Genomic DNA, 18,587 nt, shown 5'->3' with positions numbered 1-18,587 from the left:
AGCGCAAGCAGCTCATTTATTGATAGCAAGGACAGATCCATGTCTGCCAAACTGATCCATGGTTACGAAGTCGTCATCGGCTTCGAGACCCACACCCAGCTCGCCACGCAAAGCAAGATCTTCAGCCGCGCCAGCACCGCGTTCGGCGCCGAGCCCAACACCCAGGCCTGCGCCGTGGACCTGGCCCTGCCGGGCACCCTGCCCGTGATGAACCGCGAGGCCGTCGCCTGCGCCATCCGGCTGGGGCTGGCCCTGGGCTCGCACATCGCGCCCGTGAGCGTTTTTGCGCGCAAGAACTACTTCTACCCCGACCTGCCCAAGGGCTACCAGATCAGCCAGTTCGAGATCCCGGTGGTGCAAGGCGGCGAGGTGTCGTTCTACCTGGGCGACGAGAAGAAGACCGTGCGCCTGGTGCGCGCCCACCTGGAAGAAGACGCGGGCAAGTCGCTGCACGAGGACTTCATCGGCCAGTCGGGCATCGACCTGAACCGCGCCGGCACGCCGCTGCTGGAGATCGTGACCGAGCCCGACATCCGCTCCAGCGAAGAGGCCGTGGCCTACGCCAAGGAACTGCACAAGATCGTGACCTGGATCGGCATCTGCGACGGCAACATGCAGGAAGGCAGCTTCCGCTGCGACGCCAACGTGTCCGTGCGCAAGCCCGGGGCGCCGCTGGGCATCCGCCGCGAGATCAAGAACCTGAACTCGTTCAAGTTCATGCAGCAGGCCATCGACTACGAGATCCGCTGGCAGATCGAGCAGATCGAGGACGGCCACGCCATCCAGCAGGCCACCGTGCTGTTCGATCCCGACACGGGCGAAACCCGCGCCATGCGCACCAAGGAGGACGCGGCCGACTACCGCTATTTCCCCGACCCGGACCTGCCGCCGCTGGTGGTGGCGGCCGACTGGATCGAGCGCGAGCGCGCGCAGATGGCCGAGCTGCCCCGCACCATGGCGGCACGCTTTGTGGCGGACTACGGGCTGCCCGAGTACGACGCGACCACGCTCACGCAGAGCAAGGCCATGGCCGCCTACTTTGAAGCGGCCGCCAAGGCCTGCGGCCAGGCCAAGCTGGCCAGCAACTGGATCATGGGCGAGGTCTCGCGCCGCCTGAACATGGCCGAGATCGGCATCGAGCAAGCACCGGTCTCCTCGGCCCAGCTGGCCGCCCTGATTGCGCGCATTGCCGACGGCACCATCTCCAACAACGCGGCCAAGCAGGTGTTCGACGCGCTGTGGACGGGCGAGTCCGCCGAGGTGGACGCGGTCATCGAAGCCAAGGGCCTCAAGCAGATGAACGACTCCGGCGCGCTGGAGAAGATCCTTGACGAAGTGATTGCCGCCAACCCCGACAACGTGGCCCAGTTCAAGGCCGGCAAGGACAAGGCGTTCAACGCCCTGGTGGGCCAGGCCATGAAGGCCAGCAAGGGCAAGGCCAACCCCCAGCAGGTCAATGATCTGCTGCGGGCCAAGCTCTCCGGCGGCTGACCCGGCGGCTCCCCCGGCCCTCCGGGCCCAAAACAAGAAACCCAGGTGCCGCAAGGCCCCTGGGTTTCTTGTTGAGCGGATGGGCAGGTGTGTGCGGGCTGTTGCAGCGCCGCTTGCGGAACTTGCGCCGCCGGGAGCCGCCTACCGCGCCGCCGGGCCGCCCGCCGAGGCTGCAGCCGCCCCCGCGGACGCAGGTGCGGGCACCGGGGGCACGCGCTGCGCGTCCCACAGCTTGCGCAGCTGGGCCAGTTCGGCGTCAAAGCGCTGGTGCACCCGGCGCTTTTCCTGCTCCTGCCCGGCGATGAAGCGCTGCTGCTCCGCAATGCTTTCTTCGTTCTCGCCAATCTTGCGGCGCAAGGCCATGGGCGCCTTGTTGGGGTCCTTCTTGTAGAACTCCATCTCGCTGTCGAAGGTCTTGCGTTGCTGCTTGAGCTCGACGATGCGCTTTTCCGCGATGGCGGTCACGTCATCGACCAGCTGGATGGCCGCGGCGCGCTCCACGTCGTGGGCGGCCTTGTCCGGGTAGCGGGCCACCAGCGCGCGCTCGCGGCGGCGTTCCTCCACCACGCGGGCGCGCTCCTCCGCTTCCTTGCGCTGCTGCGCTTCCAGCGCGGCGCGCTCCAGCTCCGTCAGCGAAGGCCCGATCTGGCGGCGCGTGGTGCCCGACGGGCTGAGCTCACGCTGCTCGCGGTCCAGGCACTCCGGAATCGGGCGGTCCGCCGTCAGCCGGCGTCCGTTGCGGTCCACGCAGGTGTAGATGCCGCCCGTCGACGGGGCCTGGGATTGCGCCCAGGCCGTCTCAGCGCTGAGACAGACCAGCAGTACGCCACCCAAGATCCACGCCGACTTGCTCAAAGCATCTACCCTTCGTTGACGCCATACCGCTGGCGGTAGGCCAGCACTTTCTCATGGTGGGAGCGCATCCCCTCTTCCCCGTTTTGGGAGAGATACAGCAATAAGTCTGCCAGCCGGGCGATGGTGCACACCTGCATGCCCAGCTGCTGGCGCACATACTGCACTGCGCTGTACTCCACGTCGTGGCCATTCTCGGTGGCTTTTTCCTGGCGGTCCAGCGCAATGGCCACCGCCTGCGGCGTGGCGCCCGCGGCCTTGATGAGGGCGATGGACTCGCGCGCGGCGGTGCCCGCCGACATCACGTCGTCCACGATCAGCACGCGGCCCTGGAGCGGCGCGCCCACCAGGGTGCCGCCTTCGCCGTGGGCCTTGGCCTCCTTGCGGTTGTAGGCAAACGGCACGTTGCGGCCCTGGCGCGCCAGCTCCACGGCCACCGTGGCGGCCAGCGGAATGCCCTTGTAGGCGGGGCCGAACACCATGTCGAATTCGATGCCGCTGGCGAGGATGGCTTTTGCATAGAATTCCGCGAGCCGCCCCATCTTGCGGCCGTCATCGAACAGCCCTGCATTGAAGAAGTACGGGCTCAGGCGCCCCGCCTTGGTCTTGAATTCACCGAACCGCAGCACGCCGACCTCGACGGCAAACCTTACGAAATCCTGCGCCAGCCGGCCCTGCTCCGAGGGTTGCGCGCCAACATCCACCATGGGAAATCCTTTGTGTTCAAGTTAACCAGCCTCAATCTCAACGGCATCCGCTCGGCTACCAGCAAAGGCGTGGAAAGCTGGATGGCAGCCACGCGGCCGGATTGTATTTGCGTGCAGGAGATCAAGGCCCAGGCACCGGACATGGCCAACCGGTTCGAGCGCATGGCCGGCCTGCAGGGGCACTTCCACTTTGCCCAGAAGAAGGGCTACTCGGGCGTGGGCATCTACACCCGCCACGAGCCTTCGGACGTCCTCGTGGGCTATGGCTCGCCCGAGTTCGACCTGGAAGGCCGCTACGTGGAGCTGCGCTTTGACACGCCCGCCCGCAAGCTGTCGATCATCAGCGCGTACTTCCCCAGCGGCTCCTCCGGCGAAGAGCGCCAGCAGGCCAAGTTCCGCTTTCTGGCCGAATTCCACCCCCACCTGATGAAGACCAAGCGCGAGCGGGAGTTCATCCTGTGCGGCGACATCAACATCGCGCACCAGAACATCGACCTCAAGAACTGGCGCAGCAACCAGAAAAACAGTGGTTTTTTACCCGAAGAACGGGCCTGGATGACAAAGTTGTTGCACACAACTGATGAAGGAGGCGGCATCATAGACGTTTACCGTCAGTTACAACCTGCCGCCACCGACACCGCCTACACCTGGTGGAGCAACCGCGGGCAGGCCTACGCCAACAACGTGGGATGGCGGCTGGACTACCACCTGGCCACCCCTGCGCTCGCGGCGCTGGCACGCACCGAATCCATTTACAAGGGCGAGAAGTTTTCCGACCACGCACCCATCACCGTGGAGTACGACCTGAACTTGTAACGCCGCCCCGCCGCCTTCCATGTCCGACGCTGCCGCCTTTTCCTCTCCCCCGCCCACCCACAGCTTTCGCCCCCCCAACGCGGAGTCGTTGTGGCAGCAGCTCTCCACCCCCCATCCCACCGTCGGGAAGGCGCGCCACCTGGGCGAGGCGCTGGTCCAGGCGGGCCTGCTGTCGGCGTCGGCCCTGGAGCAGGGCCTGACCGCGCAGCAGCAGGAGCGCAACCACGGCCTGCACCGGCAGATCGGCCAGATCCTGGTGGACAGCGGCATGCTGACCCAGGAGCAGCTGCGCCAGGTGATCGCCACCTGGCTGGGGGAATACACCGTGCACCCCGGCGACATTGCCCCCGAGCCCACAGCCCTGGCCCTGGTGCCCCTGGCGGTGGCCGAGCGGGAGTCCGTGCTGCCGCTGATGGCGCGCGAAGACGCGCTGGTGGTGCTGATGGCCGACCCTTCGGACCGCGTGCTGCTGGACGAGCTGCGCTTCCTGACCCAGCGCCGGGTGATCCCGCTGCAGGCCGCGCCCGGCACGCTGATGCCCGCCATCCACCGCGCCTACCGGCCCCAGTCCGGCGGCCGCAGCGAGGCCCCGGCCGCCGCCCGCGCCACGGCCCGCGAGCTGGCCGCCAACCTGGGCAGCGCCACCGCGGCGGAAGGCGACGCCGAACAGGCCGACGTGATCAGCGAGTCGGACAACACCCTGGTGCGGCTCATCAACTCGGTAATCGACGAGGCCATCCACCACCGCGCCTCCGACATCCACATCGAGACCGAACCCGCGCCCCACAACGTGCGCGTGCGCCTGCGCATCGACGGCGACCTCACGCCCTACCTGGAGCTGCCGGCCCGCTACCGCTTCGCCATGGTGGCGCGCATCAAGATCATGGCGGGCATGGACATCTCGGAGCACCGCAAGCCCCAGGACGGCAAGATCGACTTCGCCCGCTTCGGCGGCCCGCCCGTGGAACTGCGCGTGGTCACCGTGCCCACCTCGCGCGGCCTGGAGGACGTGGTGCTGCGCCTGCTGGCAGGCGCCAAGCCGCTGCCCCTGGAGAAGATCGGCCTGAGCCCCCCCAACCTGCAGGCGCTGCGGGCCGTGGTGCGCAAGAGCTACGGCCTGGTGCTGGTGTGCGGCCCCACGGGCTGCGGCAAGACGACCACGCTGCACTCGGTGGTGCGCGACATCAACACCGCCGGCCGCAAGATCTGGACGGCCGAGGACCCCATCGAGATCACCCAGGAGGGCCTGCGCCAGGTGCAGGTGAACCCGCGCATCGGCTGGACCTTTGCCGCCGCCATGCGCACCTTTCTGCGCGCCGATCCGGACGTGATCATGATCGGCGAGATGCGCGACGAGGAAACCGCGCGCATCGCCATTGAAGCCTCGCTCACAGGGCACCTGGTGCTGTCCACGCTGCACACCAACTCAGCGCCCGAGAGCATCGCGCGGCTGCTCGAAATCGGGCTGGACCCGTTCAACTTCTCCGACTCCCTGCTGGCCATCCTGGCGCAGCGGCTCGTACGCCGCCTGTGCCCCGCGTGCCGCCAGGCCCAGGTGGCCAGCCCCGACGCGCTCACGGCCCTGGCATCGCAGTACCTGGAAAGCGGCACCGGCAACCACCCCGAGGCCCGCCAGGCCCAGGTAGCACGCTGGCGCCAGCAGTACGGCACGCCCGAGGGCGAGTTGCGCCTGTGGCGCGCCGTGGGCTGCAGCCAGTGCGACGGCCACGGCTACCACGGGCGCCTGGGCATCCACGAGCTGATGATGAGCGACGACACCATCCGCCAGCACATCCGCCACCGCGCCCCCGCCTCGGACATCCGCCACTCGGCGCTGGCCGCCGGCATGCTCACCCTGCGCCAGGACGGCATCGAAAAGATGCTGCAGGGGCTGACCGACATGACGGAAGTGGTGGCCGCCACGAACCTGTAGGCAGCGCCCGGTCCTCGGCGCCCGGTGTTGGCACTATGCTGAGCCCTTTGTGCCGCGCCCACAGACCCTCGCGACCCATCCCATGCTCCACTACCTCACCATCCCCGTCACGCCCTTCCAGCAGAACTGCTCCCTCGTGTGGTGTGACGCCACCCGGCAAGCGGCCGTGATCGATCCCGGCGGCGACCTGGACGTGCTGCTGGCCGAGGTGCGGCGGCTGGACCTGACGCTCTCGCAGATCTGGCTCACGCACGCCCACATCGACCATGCGGGCGGCACGGGCGAGCTGGCCGCGCGCCTGTCCCTGCCCATCGTGGGGCCGCACCCGGGCGACCAGTTCTGGATCGACGGGCTGCCGCAGCAAAGCGCCATGTTCGGCTTTCCGCCCGCACAGCATTTCACGCCCACGCGCTGGCTGCACGATGGCGACACGGTGCAGATCGGCCACGAAACCCTGAACGTGCGGCACTGCCCCGGCCACACCCCAGGCCATGTGGTGTTCCACGCCCCGCAGATCGACCGGGCCTTTGTGGGCGACGTGCTGTTTGCCGGCAGCATTGGCCGCACGGACTTCCCGCAGGGCAACCACCAGCAGCTCATCGACAGCATCACGCAGCGGCTGTGGCCCATGGGCGACCAGACGGTGTTCATTCCCGGCCACGGGCCGGAAAGCACCTTCGGGCGCGAGCGCCGGACCAACCCCTACGTGGGCAACTCCTGAGCCCCCGCCCCGCCGCCAGCGGGGCCGCGCCTGGGCGCCGGGCTGCGGCGCAAAGCTATCAAAAAAATAGCTGCTTGCGCTTACCCGCAAAGCGCCCAGGCCGCTTTTTTCCTGCAAATCCGGCCTACGGGCAAATCTTGATTCGCATCAATGCGCCGCCGCGCAGCGGGCGCATGCTGGCACACAGGGCGGCGCCCCGTCGGCGATGCCGCCCGCCGCGACCAACGACAAGAAAGAGAGGGCTTGCCCATGCCATCCGTTCACGCACCGCTGCCATCCGGCCGTAATTCCACGCTTGCTCCCCCACCGGCGCCGGGGGTCCCCCCAGGGCCGCAGATCACCTCGCAACCCGAGCCCAGCTCCAACCGCAAGTTCGCGCTCCTGCTGCTGGCAGTGGCGCTGTACGGCCTGGTGTTGCTGCTGCCCACGCCGGCCGGCCTCACACCCGCGGGGCAGGTGGCCCTGGCGCTGCTGGCGCTGGTCATCACGCTGTGGATCAGCGAGTGCGTGTCGCCGGCCAACAGCGCGGTGCTGCTGATCGGCATGGCGGTGCTCGGGCTCACGGGCAAGCCGCTCACGCCGGGCGCCAAGCCCATGGGATCGGCCGACGCGCTGACCACCATGCTGGGCGGCTTTTCGTCCACCGCCGTGCTGCTGGTGGCGGCCGCGCTGTTCCTGGCCGTGGCGCTCAAGCACACCGGGCTGGACAGGCGCGTGGCCCTGCTCGTGATGAGCCGGGTGGGCATCTCGCCCGCGCGGCTCACGGTGGGCGCGATGCTGGTGGGCTTCGTGCTGGCGCTGTTCATTCCCTCGGCCACGGCCCGCGTGGGCGCGGTGATCCCGATCATGGTGGGCATCACGGCCGCCCTGGGCCTGCCGGTGGGCAGCAGCCTGGGCGCGGCGCTGATGATCGTCACCGCGCAGGCCTGTTCCATCTTCAACATGGCCATCAAGACCGGTGCGGCGCAGAACCTGATCAGCCTGAACTTCATGCAGGCCACGTTCGGCCACACCGTGACCTGGAGCCAGTGGTTCCTGACGGCTCTGCCCTTTACCCTGGGCATGAGCGTGGTGCTGTTCTTCGTGTCGCTGTGGATCCTGAAGCCGTCGGTGGAGTCCAGCGAGAACGCCACGGAAAAGCTGCGCGAACAGCTGCAGGCCCTGGGCCCCGTCACCGCCCCCGAGAAGCGCCTGATCGCCGTGGCCCTGCTGCTGCTGGTGATGTGGTCCACCGAAGGCCTGCTGCACCCGCTGGACACCACCACCACCACGCAGCTGGGCATTGCCCTGCTGCTCATGCCCAAGATCGGCGTCATGCACTGGTCGCAGGCCGAGAAGCTCGTGCCCTGGGGCACCGTGGTGCTGTTCGCCGCGTCCATCTCGCTGGGCACCCTGCTGTCCAAGACCGGCGCCGCGGCCTGGCTGGCGCAGCAGACGCTGGGGCAGATGGGCCTGTCGGCCCTGCCGGTGGTGGCGGTGATCGGGGCGCTGTCGCTCTTCAGCATCGTGCTGCACCTGGGCTTTGCCTCGGCCACGGGGCTGGCCAGCACGCTCATTCCCATCTTCATCGCGTTTGCGCAGTCGCTGCCCGTGTCCAAGGAGACGGCTTTCGGCATCGTCATGGTCCAGAGCTTCGTCGTCTCGTTCGGCTTCATCCTGCCCACCAATGCGCCGCAGAACATGCTGTGCTACGGCACCGGGGCCTTTGGCACCAGCCAGTTCGCCAAGGTGGGGCTGCTCCTCACCCTGGCGGGGCTGGGCCTCATCCTGCTGCTGTCGGCCACGCTGTGGCCCCTGATGGGCGTGCTGTAGCCCGGGCGCGCCGGGGCAGGGCGCGGGGCGGGTTACCCCGGGCGGGTCCGGTCCCCGCGGGCGGGCCAGACTGGTTACGATGTATCACTTTGTAGCCACTCCCTGTCACCCCGTTCCTGCGGACCGCGCTCCGCAGGAACGGGGCCTGCACCATGTCCTACCCGCCGTCCGTGCTGCCGTCGCCTCCGCCCCCGCCCCAGCGCGGCTCCAGCCTGGCGGGCAAGGCGTACTGGGCGATGGTGCAGCGGGTGGCGCTGACAGCGGCCTGCATTGACCTGGGGTACATCGCCCTGTTTCTGTGGCTGGGCTCGTGGCCGCTGGCGCTGGTGAACCTGGCCAGCATCGCGCTGTATCTGGGGGCGTATGCGCTGATCCAGCGGCGGCGCAACGCCCTGGCGCTGGTGCTGATCTGGACGGAGGTCATCGGCCACTCGGCCCTGGGATCGCTGCTCATCGGCTGGGACAGCGGCTTTCACTACTACCTGCTGCTGTTCATCCCGGCCATCGTGATTGCCAATGCCGGGCGGTATGCCGCCCCCATCGTGCTGGCGCTGCTGGCCTACTACATCGGCCTGCGGCTGCTGTGCGACTCCACCGGGCCGCTGGACCCGCTGCCCGGCCGCGGCATGCAGCTGGTCAACTGGATCCACATCTGCATCGCCTTTGCCCTCTCCGCGGCGCTGGCGGCGTTCTACCGACGCACCATCCTGATTGCGGAGCGGCGGCTGCTGAAGCTGGCGACGCTGGACGGGCTCACGGGCCTGTACAACCGCAGCCACTTCCAGGAACAGGCCAGCGCCGCCCTGGCCCGCTGCGCAGAGCTGGGCGCGCCGGCCGCCCTGTGGCTGTGCGATGTGGACCACTTCAAGCAGGTGAACGACACGCACGGCCACGCGGTGGGCGACAAGGTGCTGCAGGCCGTGGCGCGCACCCTGGGCGCCCACCTGCGCGAAGGGGACCTGCTCGCGCGCTGGGGCGGCGAGGAGTTTCTGGCCCTGCTGCCCCAGACGGATGCCGACACCGCGCAGCAGGTGGCCGAGCGCGTGCGCCGGGCGGTGCAGGACAGCAGCGTGCCGCTGGAGGGCAGCGGACGGGAGCCGCCCGCCCTGCGCGTGACGCTGTCGTTTGGCGTGACGCCCGTGCGCGATGCGCAGGACCTGAAGGCGGCCACGGCCCGGGCCGACCGGGCGCTGTATGCCAGCAAGCGCGCCGGGCGCAACTGCGTGAGCGTGGGCTGACGCCGCCCCGCCGCTTCAGCCCGGCTTGCGCGCGGCCTCGTACAGCCCCTGCACCTTGGGCACGTTCATCTCCAGCTCCTTGATGCGCGCGGGCCCCGAGGGGTGGGTGGACAGAAAGGCCAGCCCGCCCTGCTTGCTGCCGCTGGCGTTGCCCATCTTCTGCCACAGGCTCACGGCGGCTTGGGGCTGGTAGCCCGCGCGGGCGGCCAGCTCCAGGCCCACCAGGTCGGCCTCGCTCTCGTCCGAGCGGCTGAACTGCAGCGTGAGCAGCTGCCCGCCCAGGCTGGCGGCGGCCTGGCCCAGGTCGCCCAGCCCCAGCAGCTGCGAGCCCAGGCGCAGGGCCAGGTTGGTGCCCTGGGTCTTGGCGATGCGCTCGCGGGCGTGCTCGCGCAGGGCGTGGGCCATCTCGTGGCCCATGACCATCGCGGTCTCGTCGTCGGTGAGCTTGAGCTGGTCGAGGATGCCGGTGTAGAACGCGATCTTGCCGCCCGGCATGCAGAACGCGTTGATCTGCGTGCTGCCGATCAGGTTGACCTCCCAGCGCCACTGCCGGGCGCGGTCGTTCCACGCGGCGGCGAACGGGATCAGGCGCTTGGCGATGGCGTGCAGCCGCTGCAGCTGCGGGTGCCCCTCGGGCGCCAGCGCGCGCTTGGCGCGGGCCTGCTCCAGCATCTGGCGGTACTGCTGCGCGGCGGAACTCTCCAGCGTTTCGGCCGGCACCAGCTTGCGCAGGCTGGACGACGACCCGACCTCCACCTGCGCCAGCACGGGCGCCGCCGCGGTGGCGCCGGCCGCCAGCAGAAACGCCCGGCGCGCGGACCAGGGCGACGAGGGAGCCACGGGGGGCGTGGGGCACAGAAAGCACATACGGGACGACCAATCACCAGAGGGAATAATAGGCGCCGCTGACGCGGGCAGGCATGCGCCCTTCCGCAGCCCACCCGGCACCAGGACTCTCGCCCCACATGGAGGCCGGCAGGCCTGCTGCAAGAGGGGGTCAGCGATGATAGACACAACCTCCGGGCGCCCATGCCAGACACCTCCGCCAACACCTCCCCCCGCGCCGACGCGCCCGCCAGCCCCGCCGCGCCCACCTCCTGGCTGCAGACCCTGCGCGTATACCTGGAACCGGCCAGCCTGCGCATGCTCACCCTGGGCTTTGCCGCGGGGCTGCCGCTGCTGCTGGTGCTGGGCACGCTGAGCTTCCGGCTGCGCGAGGCGGGCATCGACCGCAGCACCATCGGCTACCTCAGCTGGGTGGGCCTGGCCTATGGCTTCAAGTGGGTGTGGGCGCCGCTGGTGGACCGCATGCCCATCCCCGGGCTCACGCCCCTGCTGGGGCGGCGGCGCAGCTGGCTGCTGCTGGCGCAGCTGGTGGTGGTGGCCGGGCTGGTGGGCATGGCCCTGGCCGACCCGCGGCTCACGCTGGGGCCTATCGTGTGGTGCGCGCTGGCCGTGGCGTTCGGCTCGGCCACGCAGGACATCGCGCTGGACGCCTTCCGCATCGAATCGGCCGACGCCAACCACCAGGCGGCGCTGGCGGCGTCGTACCAGACGGGCTACCGCCTGGCCATGATCTGGGCCGGTGCCGGCGTGCTGTGGATCGCGGCGCGCTCGGAAGTGGCGCCCGCCGCGGGCGCGCTGGCGGCGCAGGGCGCGGCCGCTTACCAGAACGGCGCCTGGCAAACCGCCTACCTGGCCATGGCCGCGTCGATGGCCGTGGGCATCGTCACCGTGCTGTTCTCGCGCGAGCCCGCGCCCGTGCTGCTGCCCCCCGCCAAGAACGCCGCGGAGTGGATCCGTGGCGCGATGGTGGAGCCGTTTGCGGACTTTCTGCGGCGCTACGGCTGGCATGCGGCGCTGATCCTGGCGCTGATCGCCGTCTACCGCATCAGCGACGTGGTGATGGGCATCATGGCCAACCCGTTCTATGTGGACATGGGCTTCACCAAGGACGAGGTGGCCGCCGTCACCAAGGTCTACGGCGTCATCATGACGCTGGGCGGGGCGTTCGTGGGCGGCTCGCTGTCCATGCGCTTTGGCGTGATGCGCATCCTGATGCTGGGCGCCATCCTGAGCGCGGCCAGCAATCTGCTGTTTGCCTGGCTCGCGGGCCACGGGCACGACGTGACCGCACTGATCGCCGTGGTGTCGGCCGACAACCTGGCCGGGGGCATCGCGTCGGCGGCGTTCATCGCCTACCTGTCGAGCCTGACCAACGTGAGCTACTCGGCCACGCAGTACGCGCTGTTCAGCTCCATGATGCTGCTGCTGCCCAAGTTCGTCGCGGGCTTCTCGGGCGACTACGTCAACGCCTTCGGCTACGCGCATTTCTTCCTGTCCACCGCGCTGCTGGGGCTGCCGGTGCTGGTGCTCGTGTGGCTGGCATCACGCATCCAAACATCCCCTAGGGCTTGATGGGCAAGTGCAAGCAGCTATATAAAACATAGCAATCATCCACGACAGCTGCCGCCACCACGGCCGCCGGTTTACCGGAACTTTACGGGGGCGACAACACGGCGAGACGCCTGGCCGGGAGCATGGGAGCCAGGTTCCCCGCACTACACTGCCCTCCATGAGCTCCCAACTGCTGATGATCGAAGACGATGCCCGCCTCGCGCAGATGGTGGGCGAGTACCTGGGCCAGTCGGGCCTGCAGGTCACCCATTGCGCGGACGGCAAGAGCGGCCTGGCCCAGCTGCAGGGCGAGGCCGGCGCACCGCTGCCCGACCTGGTGATCCTGGACCTCATGCTGCCCGACATGGACGGGCTGGAAGTGTGCCGCCGCATCCGTTCGCTGCAGGGCAGCGCGGCCCAGGTGCCGGTGCTGATGCTCACGGCCAAGGGCGATCCCATGGACCGCATCATCGGCCTGGAGCTGGGTGCCGACGACTATCTGCCCAAGCCGTTCGAGCCCCGCGAGCTGCTGGCGCGCATCCGCGCCATCCTGCGCCGGCGCACCGACGGCGCCACCGCGGCCGCGGCCACGCAGTCGCTGCGTTTTGGCTCGCTGGAGATCGACCGCGACGCGCGCACCGTGACGGTGGGCGGCCAGCCGGCCGACCTCACCTCCTACCAGTTCGACCTGCTGGTGGCGCTGGCCGAGCGCGCGGGCCGGGTGCTCACACGCGACCAGATCATGGAAGCCGTGCGCGGCCGCGAGCTGGAAGCCTTCGACCGCAGCATCGACGTGCACATGGGCCGCATCCGCGCCGCCATCGAGTCCGACCCCAAGAACCCGCGCCGCATCCTGACCGTGCGCGGCGTGGGCTACGTCTTCGCCAAGCAGCAAGACTGAGCCCCGCGCCCGCAGGCGTGCTGCCGCGCCGTCCGCTTCTTCCTTCGTCCCTTTTCCGCCGCCGCATGTCCCTCTCCACCCCCTTTTCCCGCCGCCTGTACCTGCGCATCTGGCTGGCCGTGGTGGGCGGCATCGCGGTGCTGACCCTCACGGTGGGCTGGGCCTGGCGCATCGCCGAAGAGCAGAAGGCGCAGAACGCCCAGCCCTTCGTGCCCCCTTCGCGCGAAATGGTGCTGCGCGATCCCGCCGGCAACGTGGTGATGCACGGCCTGGGCACACGCCAGCCGAGCGAACCGGGCGAGGGCACCGAGTTCCACATCGAGACCTCCGCCGGGCAGACCTTCGTGCTGCAACTGGCGCCGCGCCAGCCCCGGGGCGAACGCGCCGCGGGACGCCCCGGCGGCCCCGGAGGCCCCAACCCGGGCGCCGTCGCCGCGTTCTGGACACGTCCGCCCTTCGGCTTTCTGTGGCTGCTGGGCATCGTGGGCCTGGCCGTGGCCGTGGGCGTGTACCCCATCATCCGCCGGCTCACCCTGCGGCTCGAAGCCCTGCAGCGCAGCGTGCAGCGCTTTGGCGAGGGCGACCTCTCCGTGCGCGTGCCCGACGAAGGCCATGACGAGGTGGCCGACCTGGCGCGCCAGTTCAACGCGGCCGCGGCGCGGGTCGAGGCACTGGTGAAGTCGCACAAGTCCTTGCTGGCCAACGCCTCGCACGAGCTGCGCTCGCCGCTGACCCGCATCCGCATGGGGCTGGAGCTGATGGGCGGGCAGCAGCCCTCGCCCGCCTTCCGCGAAGAGATCCTGCGCAACATCGCCGAGCTGGACCAGCTGGTGGACGAAATCCTGCTGGCCAGCCGCCTGGACGCCCGCGAGGCCGACGTGGGCACGGTGGAGCTGGTAGACCTGATCGGCCTGGCCGCCGAGGAATGCGCACGCGTGGACGCCGACCTGGACGTGAGTTCGGATTCGGTGGATGTGCGCGGCGTCTCCAAGCTGCTGCGCCGCGCCATCCGCAACCTGCTGGAAAACGCCCGGCGCTACAGCACCGGCGAGATCACGCTGTCCGTCGAGCGCCGCCAGGGCCACGCCGAGGTGCGCGTGTGCGACCGCGGCCCGGGCGTTCCCGCCAGCCAGCGCGAACGCATCTTCGAGCCCTTCTACCGCCTGCCGGGTGCCAGCGAGCGCGCGGGTGGCGTGGGGCTGGGCCTGGCGCTGGTGCGCTCGATTGCGGGGCGGCACAACGGGACGGTGCATTGCGAGGACCGGCCGGATGGGGCGGGTGGGGCGTGCTTTGTGTTGCGGCTGCCGTTGTCGCAGTGAGGGCGCGGGGCTGACAGTCCGTTCGGCTGAGCCCGTCGAAACCAGGGCACGCAGGCTCGTTCTCTGATCTGTGCAACATGCCTTCGATGAGGGCGGAGGCCGGGATGTCGCCCCGGCGGGCGAGTCCCTTTCTTTCGCGTCGCCGAAAGAAAGGAACCAAAGAAAGGGCGACCCTACAGGCTGCGTCCCTTCGCTTCGCTACGGGCAACCTGCGGTGCTCGCGGGCGGGGTGCGCTGCGGAACTCGCTTTGCGCTGCGCGCGCCGCTCGGACAACCGCAGCGAGTCAGTTCACGAAGCCTGTGTGTCCTTCGGCACACAGGCCACCCCGCCCACTGCGCTCCTCGGCGCATCCTGAAGGGAACCCGGGGAGCCCATCCGGGCCATCGCTGCGCTCGGCCCGAACGCGCAGCGCATGGCGCTTGCGCCCGCGAAAGCGGGGCCGAGCGCAGCGATGGCCCGTGTGGCTGTTCGGCTGTCCCACCCCTGCTGGCTGAGCCTGCGGCGGGGCGGTTGCGGGGTGAGCATGCGCGTCGGAGCGCGCATGCCTCGTGAACTGACTCGCCGTGGTTGTCCGAGCGGCGCTGCGCAGCAGCAAAGCGAGTTCCACGGCGCACCCCGCGACCGACACGCCGCAGGTTTGCCCTGTAGCGAAGCGAAGGGACGCAGCCTGGGGGTCGCCTTCTCTTTGGTGACTTTCTCTTGGCGAAACAAGAGAAAGTCACCGCGCCGCCGGGCGCGCATCCCGGCTCCCGCCCTCGGCACAAGCATGCCGCTCAGAACAGCGAACGAACGTACCTGCCCCTGGCTCCAACCAGCTCAACCCGTCCGTCTGGGAAGACGCCACCGCCACGCCATGAAAACATACACCCCCGCCCCCAGCACCAACGCCCCTCCCGCCACCCCCAACGCCCACCCAAACCCCTGCCCCTGCGAAGGCGCCCGCGCCAGCATCGCCGCCGCCATCGGCGGCCCCACGATCTGGCCGATGCCGTACAGCGCGGTGAGAAGGCCCGTGAAGCCCGCGCCCGCCTGCGGCCACTGGTGGCGGGCCTCCTGCAGGGCGAAGAATGTGATGGCGGTGAACGGCAGGCCCAGCAGCAGGCTGCCCAGCGCAAAGCCGGCGCGCCCGGGCCACAGCAGCGGCAAGGCGATGGCCGCGGCCTGCAGCAGGTAGGCGCCCGCCAGCAGCTTGCGGCGGTCGCGCGTGGGTGCGATGCGGGTGGACAGCAGCGCGCCCACGGCCACGCCCGCGCCGAACACGGGCCAGAACAGGTCGGGCCACACCGAGCCGGCCGGCAGCGCGGCCCGGGCGATCACGGGCAGGAAGGTGGCGGTGACGATGTAGCCCAGGCCTGCCAAGCCGTAGGCCAGGGCCAGCAGGGCACGTTCTCCGGCCGGATGCGGCGCGGCGGGCCCGCCCGGCACCCTGGCAGCGGCGGCCGGGCGGGCGCCCAGGGGCGCTAGCGACGGCGCCTCGGCCCCGCGCACCACCGGCCACACCAGCGCGCACAGCAGGGCGGCCAGCGCGGCAAACGCCGCCCAGCCGGCTGCGGCGCTCCAGCCTGCGGCCACCATGGCGCTGGTGGGCAGGCCAGTAGCGACGATGCCCAGGCCCGGCCCGCAGAAGATCAAGCCGCCCAACGCCGGCTGCCCCAGGTGGCCCAGCCGCCCCATGCACCAGTTGGCCGTGCCCAGGAACACCAGGGCGCTGGCCACGCCGGCCAGCAAGCGCATCAGCGGCCACAGCCCGGGCCAGGGCAGGGCCAGCGCGGCGGTGAGCAGCGCCGTGGCGACCAGGCCACCGCGCACCAGGGCCGCATTGCCGGGGGCCGCGCCCAGACGCCGGCCCAGCCAGGGCAGCGCCATGTAGAGCAGCGCCCCGGCCAGGTAGCCGGCGTAGTTGGCCGTGGCCAGCCAGCTGCCGGTGGCGATGTCCACCACGCCGTCGTGCAGCATCATGGGCAGCAGGGGGGTGAAGGCAAAGCGCCCGATGCCCATGGCCGCCGCCAGCGCGGCCATGCCGGCCCACGCCACGGAAAGGGGCGAAACGCCGGTGCGGGCGCCTGGGGGCACCGGCGCTGCGGGTGCGGGGGACGATGCAGAAGAAACCTGGGTCACGGTCAAGGCCAAGTTGCCGCGCAGATGCGCTGGGCTTATGATCTTAGCAAGAGATTGAATTTTTGAAGTTCATACTTTTTCAAGATGGATAATTCCCCTCCCCCGCTCGATCTGGCCACGCTGGACATCTTTCGCACCGTGGCGGCGGAAGGCAGCGTGACGCGCGCGGCCGAGCGCCTGCAGCGTGTGCAGTCCAACGTGACGACGCGGGTGCGCCAGCTGGAGGCCGACCTGGGCACGGCGCTGTTCCTGCGCGAAGGCAAGCGCATGGCGCTGACGCCCGAGGGCGAGGTGCTGCGGGGCTACGCCGACCGGCTGCTGGCCCTGGCCGAGGAGGCGCGCCAGGCGGTGCGGCCCGGCCAGCCCACGGGGCGGCTGCGCCTGGGCTCGATGGAAAGCACCGCCGCCAGCCGCCTGCCCGCCCCGCTGGCGCAGCTGCACCGGCAGTGGCCGGAGGTGGCGCTGGAGCTTACGACCGGGCCCACGCGCGAGTTGCTGGAGCGGCTGCGCGCCCATGCGCTCGACGCGGTGCTGGTGGCCTGGCCGCCGGGCCAGCCCGCCGATCCGGCGCTGGAGACCCAGCCTGTGTTCACCGAAGAGCTGCTGCTGGTGCTGCCGCCCGGCCACCCGCCTGCGGCCGGCCCAGAGGACGTGCAGCCGGGCACGCTCGCCGTCTTCGAGCCCGGCTGCACCTACCGGCGCGTTGCGCAGGACTGGTTTGCGCCGCGCCCGCAGCCCATGCAGTGCCTGGAGCTGGGCTCCTACCACGCCATCCTGGCCAGCGTGGCGGGGGGCGGCAGCGTGGGCATCGTGCCGCGCTCCGTGCTGCAGCTCTCGCCCCATGCCGCCCTGCTGGCCCAGCAGCCGCTGGCCCGCCTCGACACCCTGCTCATTTGGCGCCAGGGCTACCGCTCGGCCGCGCTGGACGCGTTGCGGCAAGTCCTCCTGGCCGGCTGACCGCCCTCCTTGCTCTTCTTGTTCTTGCCCTTGCCTTGATCGGAACGCCCCCATGCCCCAACGCAGCCTTCGCACCACCCTCGGCCTTCGCCTGCCCATCATCCAGGGCCCCATGACCGGCTCCGACACGCCCGCGCTGGCGGCCGCCGTGTCGGCTGCGGGCGGCCTGGGCATGCTGGGCTGCGGCATGCGCTCTCCCGCCGCCATGGCCGAGGCGGCCGCCGAGGTGCGCCGGCGCACCGACCGGCCCTTCGGCCTGAACCTGTTCGTGCAGGACACGCCGGCGCCCGACGCCGCCACGGTGCAGGCCGCCATGGCGCGCCTGGCCCCGCTGTACGCGGAGTTCGGCCTGCAGGCCGCCGTGCCCGCGCGCTGGTGCGAGGATTTCAGCGCGCAGTTCGAGGCGCTGATCGAGGCCCGCCCCGCCGTGGCCAGCTTCACCTTTGGCATCCTCGACGCCGCGCAGGTGGAGCGCCTGCACCAGGCCGGCTGCACCGTGATCGGCACGGCCACGACGGTGGCGGAGGCCGTGGCCTGGGCCGACGTGGGCGCGGACGCTGTGGTTGCCTCCGGCATGGAGGCCGGCGGCCACCGGGGCACCTTCCTGGCCTCGCAGCCCGGGGCCGGCGCGCCTTCGCTGGCCGACTTCGCCGCCGCCATGGTGGGCACGCTGCCGCTGGTGGCGCAGTGCGTGGACGCGCTCGCCCCGCGGGGCCTGCCGGTGATCGCGGCGGGCGGCATCATGGACGGGCGCGGCATTGCCGCCGCGCAGGCGCTGGGCGCCGAGGCGGTGCAGATGGGCACGGCCTTCCTGGCCGCCGACGAATCGGGCATCGGCCGCGCCTACCGCGACGCGCTGGCCACGGCCACCGCCACGGACACGCGCACCACCCGCGTCTTCTCCGGCCGCCCGGCGCGCGGCATCGTCAACACCATGATGGACCGCCTGCAGGCCGATGAAGCCACCGTGCCCGCCTACCCGGTGCAGAACGCCCTCACCGGCGCGCTGCGCCGCGCATCCGCCGAAGCCGGGCGCGCAGACCACCTCTCCCTGTGGGCCGGCCAGGGCGTGGCAGCCGTGCGCCCCATGCCGGCGGCGGACCTGGTGGCCGCGCTGGAAGCGGAATGGCGGGCGGCGCTGGCAAGGCAGTCGGCGCTGCTGGAAACAAGGTAATGCTATTGATTTAGTAGCTTTTAGCGCTTTATGGATAAGCGCTACAGGCCTTTTTCATTCAAAATTTCTAGCTCCCAGGCCACCTGGGTGCAGGGAAAGCGCCCTGGCTTCGACAAGCTCAGCCCGAACGGGTGGGCGGAAATCCAGGGA

The 18,587-nt window shown here is 70.2% G+C and carries 15 protein-coding genes; 11 read left to right on the top strand and 4 right to left on the bottom strand.

All coding sequences use genetic code 11. The annotated features are described in order from the left end of the window. Positions 1-39 precede the first annotated feature (39 nt). On the top strand, positions 40-1,491 hold the full coding sequence (gene gatB / locus ACOYR3_RS02215) for an Asp-tRNA(Asn)/Glu-tRNA(Gln) amidotransferase subunit GatB (RefSeq protein WP_422844893.1): 1,452 nt from the start codon (positions 40-42) through the stop codon (positions 1,489-1,491). Positions 1,492-1,632: 141 nt separating this feature from the next. On the opposite strand, the gene ACOYR3_RS02210 is transcribed toward gatB, so the two are convergent. Together ACOYR3_RS02210 and pyrE are read right to left on the bottom strand one after the other, a co-directional pair. Continuing rightward, positions 1,633-2,346, bottom strand: coding sequence for a DUF4124 domain-containing protein (locus ACOYR3_RS02210; RefSeq protein WP_422844892.1), 714 nt, complete (start codon positions 2,344-2,346; stop codon positions 1,633-1,635). Between the two features lie 5 nt (positions 2,347-2,351). Next, a complete protein-coding gene (pyrE, locus tag ACOYR3_RS02205) occupies positions 2,352-3,050 on the bottom strand; it encodes an orotate phosphoribosyltransferase (protein ID WP_422844891.1) in 699 nt (232 codons plus the stop codon). 12 nt (positions 3,051-3,062) lie between these two features. Here pyrE and ACOYR3_RS02200 point away from each other — a divergent pair, with 12 nt between their 5' ends. The 5 genes from ACOYR3_RS02200 (at position 3,063) to ACOYR3_RS02180 (ending at position 9,570) form a co-directional block, all read left to right on the top strand. Next, positions 3,063-3,866 (top strand): exodeoxyribonuclease III, encoded by an 804-nt coding sequence (locus ACOYR3_RS02200; protein ID WP_422844890.1) that lies wholly within the window; start codon positions 3,063-3,065, stop codon positions 3,864-3,866. Between the two features lie 19 nt (positions 3,867-3,885). Continuing rightward, positions 3,886-5,799 carry a GspE/PulE family protein gene (locus ACOYR3_RS02195; RefSeq protein WP_422844889.1) on the top strand — a complete coding sequence of 638 codons (1,914 nt, stop codon included), beginning with the start codon at positions 3,886-3,888 and terminating at the stop codon, positions 5,797-5,799. Positions 5,800-5,881: 82 nt separating this feature from the next. After that, positions 5,882-6,520 carry an MBL fold metallo-hydrolase gene (locus tag ACOYR3_RS02190; RefSeq protein ID WP_422844888.1) on the top strand — a complete coding sequence of 213 codons (639 nt, stop codon included), beginning with the start codon at positions 5,882-5,884 and terminating at the stop codon, positions 6,518-6,520. Positions 6,521-6,769: 249 nt separating this feature from the next. Beyond that, positions 6,770-8,332 (top strand): SLC13 family permease, encoded by a 1,563-nt coding sequence (locus ACOYR3_RS02185; RefSeq protein ID WP_422844887.1) that lies wholly within the window; start codon positions 6,770-6,772, stop codon positions 8,330-8,332. Positions 8,333-8,484: 152 nt separating this feature from the next. Next, positions 8,485-9,570 carry a GGDEF domain-containing protein gene (locus tag ACOYR3_RS02180; RefSeq protein ID WP_422844886.1) on the top strand — a complete coding sequence of 362 codons (1,086 nt, stop codon included), beginning with the start codon at positions 8,485-8,487 and terminating at the stop codon, positions 9,568-9,570. 15 nt (positions 9,571-9,585) lie between these two features. Here ACOYR3_RS02180 and ACOYR3_RS02175 read toward each other — a convergent pair whose 3' ends face one another. Further along, the gene (locus ACOYR3_RS02175; RefSeq protein ID WP_422844885.1) at positions 9,586-10,437 is read right to left on the bottom strand and encodes a M48 family metallopeptidase; all 852 of its coding nucleotides are present in this window, start codon (positions 10,435-10,437) and stop codon (positions 9,586-9,588) included. A 162-nt stretch (positions 10,438-10,599) separates the two neighbouring features. On the opposite strand from ACOYR3_RS02175, the gene ACOYR3_RS02170 reads away from it, so the two are divergent. The 3 genes from ACOYR3_RS02170 to ACOYR3_RS02160 all read left to right on the top strand — a co-directional run bounded on the left by ACOYR3_RS02170 (position 10,600) and on the right by ACOYR3_RS02160 (position 14,187). Then, positions 10,600-11,988 carry an AmpG family muropeptide MFS transporter gene (locus ACOYR3_RS02170; protein ID WP_422844884.1) on the top strand — a complete coding sequence of 463 codons (1,389 nt, stop codon included), beginning with the start codon at positions 10,600-10,602 and terminating at the stop codon, positions 11,986-11,988. 157 nt (positions 11,989-12,145) lie between these two features. Next, a complete protein-coding gene (locus tag ACOYR3_RS02165; RefSeq protein WP_422844883.1) occupies positions 12,146-12,868 on the top strand; it encodes a response regulator in 723 nt (240 codons plus the stop codon). Between the two features lie 65 nt (positions 12,869-12,933). Next, entirely contained in the window at positions 12,934-14,187 is a 1,254-nt protein-coding gene (locus tag ACOYR3_RS02160) for a HAMP domain-containing sensor histidine kinase (protein WP_422844882.1), read from the top strand. 817 nt (positions 14,188-15,004) lie between these two features. On the opposite strand, the gene ACOYR3_RS02155 is transcribed toward ACOYR3_RS02160, so the two are convergent. Next, the gene (locus ACOYR3_RS02155) at positions 15,005-16,207 is read right to left on the bottom strand and encodes a YbfB/YjiJ family MFS transporter (RefSeq protein WP_422846512.1); all 1,203 of its coding nucleotides are present in this window, start codon (positions 16,205-16,207) and stop codon (positions 15,005-15,007) included. Positions 16,208-16,390: 183 nt separating this feature from the next. Here ACOYR3_RS02155 and ACOYR3_RS02150 point away from each other — a divergent pair, with 183 nt between their 5' ends. Both ACOYR3_RS02150 and ACOYR3_RS02145 read left to right on the top strand, forming a co-directional pair. Further along, positions 16,391-17,263 carry a LysR substrate-binding domain-containing protein gene (locus tag ACOYR3_RS02150; RefSeq protein ID WP_422844881.1) on the top strand — a complete coding sequence of 291 codons (873 nt, stop codon included), beginning with the start codon at positions 16,391-16,393 and terminating at the stop codon, positions 17,261-17,263. Between the two features lie 52 nt (positions 17,264-17,315). Then, positions 17,316-18,437 carry an NAD(P)H-dependent flavin oxidoreductase gene (locus ACOYR3_RS02145; protein ID WP_422844880.1) on the top strand — a complete coding sequence of 374 codons (1,122 nt, stop codon included), beginning with the start codon at positions 17,316-17,318 and terminating at the stop codon, positions 18,435-18,437. Positions 18,438-18,587 lie beyond the last annotated feature (150 nt).

Origin of the sequence: Acidovorax sp. M2(2025) (assembly GCF_049330835.1) — a bacterium.
GTDB lineage: Bacteria > Pseudomonadota > Gammaproteobacteria > Burkholderiales > Burkholderiaceae_C > Acidovorax.
The sequence above is the reverse complement of the archived record's forward strand: the minus strand, read 5'-3'. Positions and strand labels throughout refer to the sequence as shown.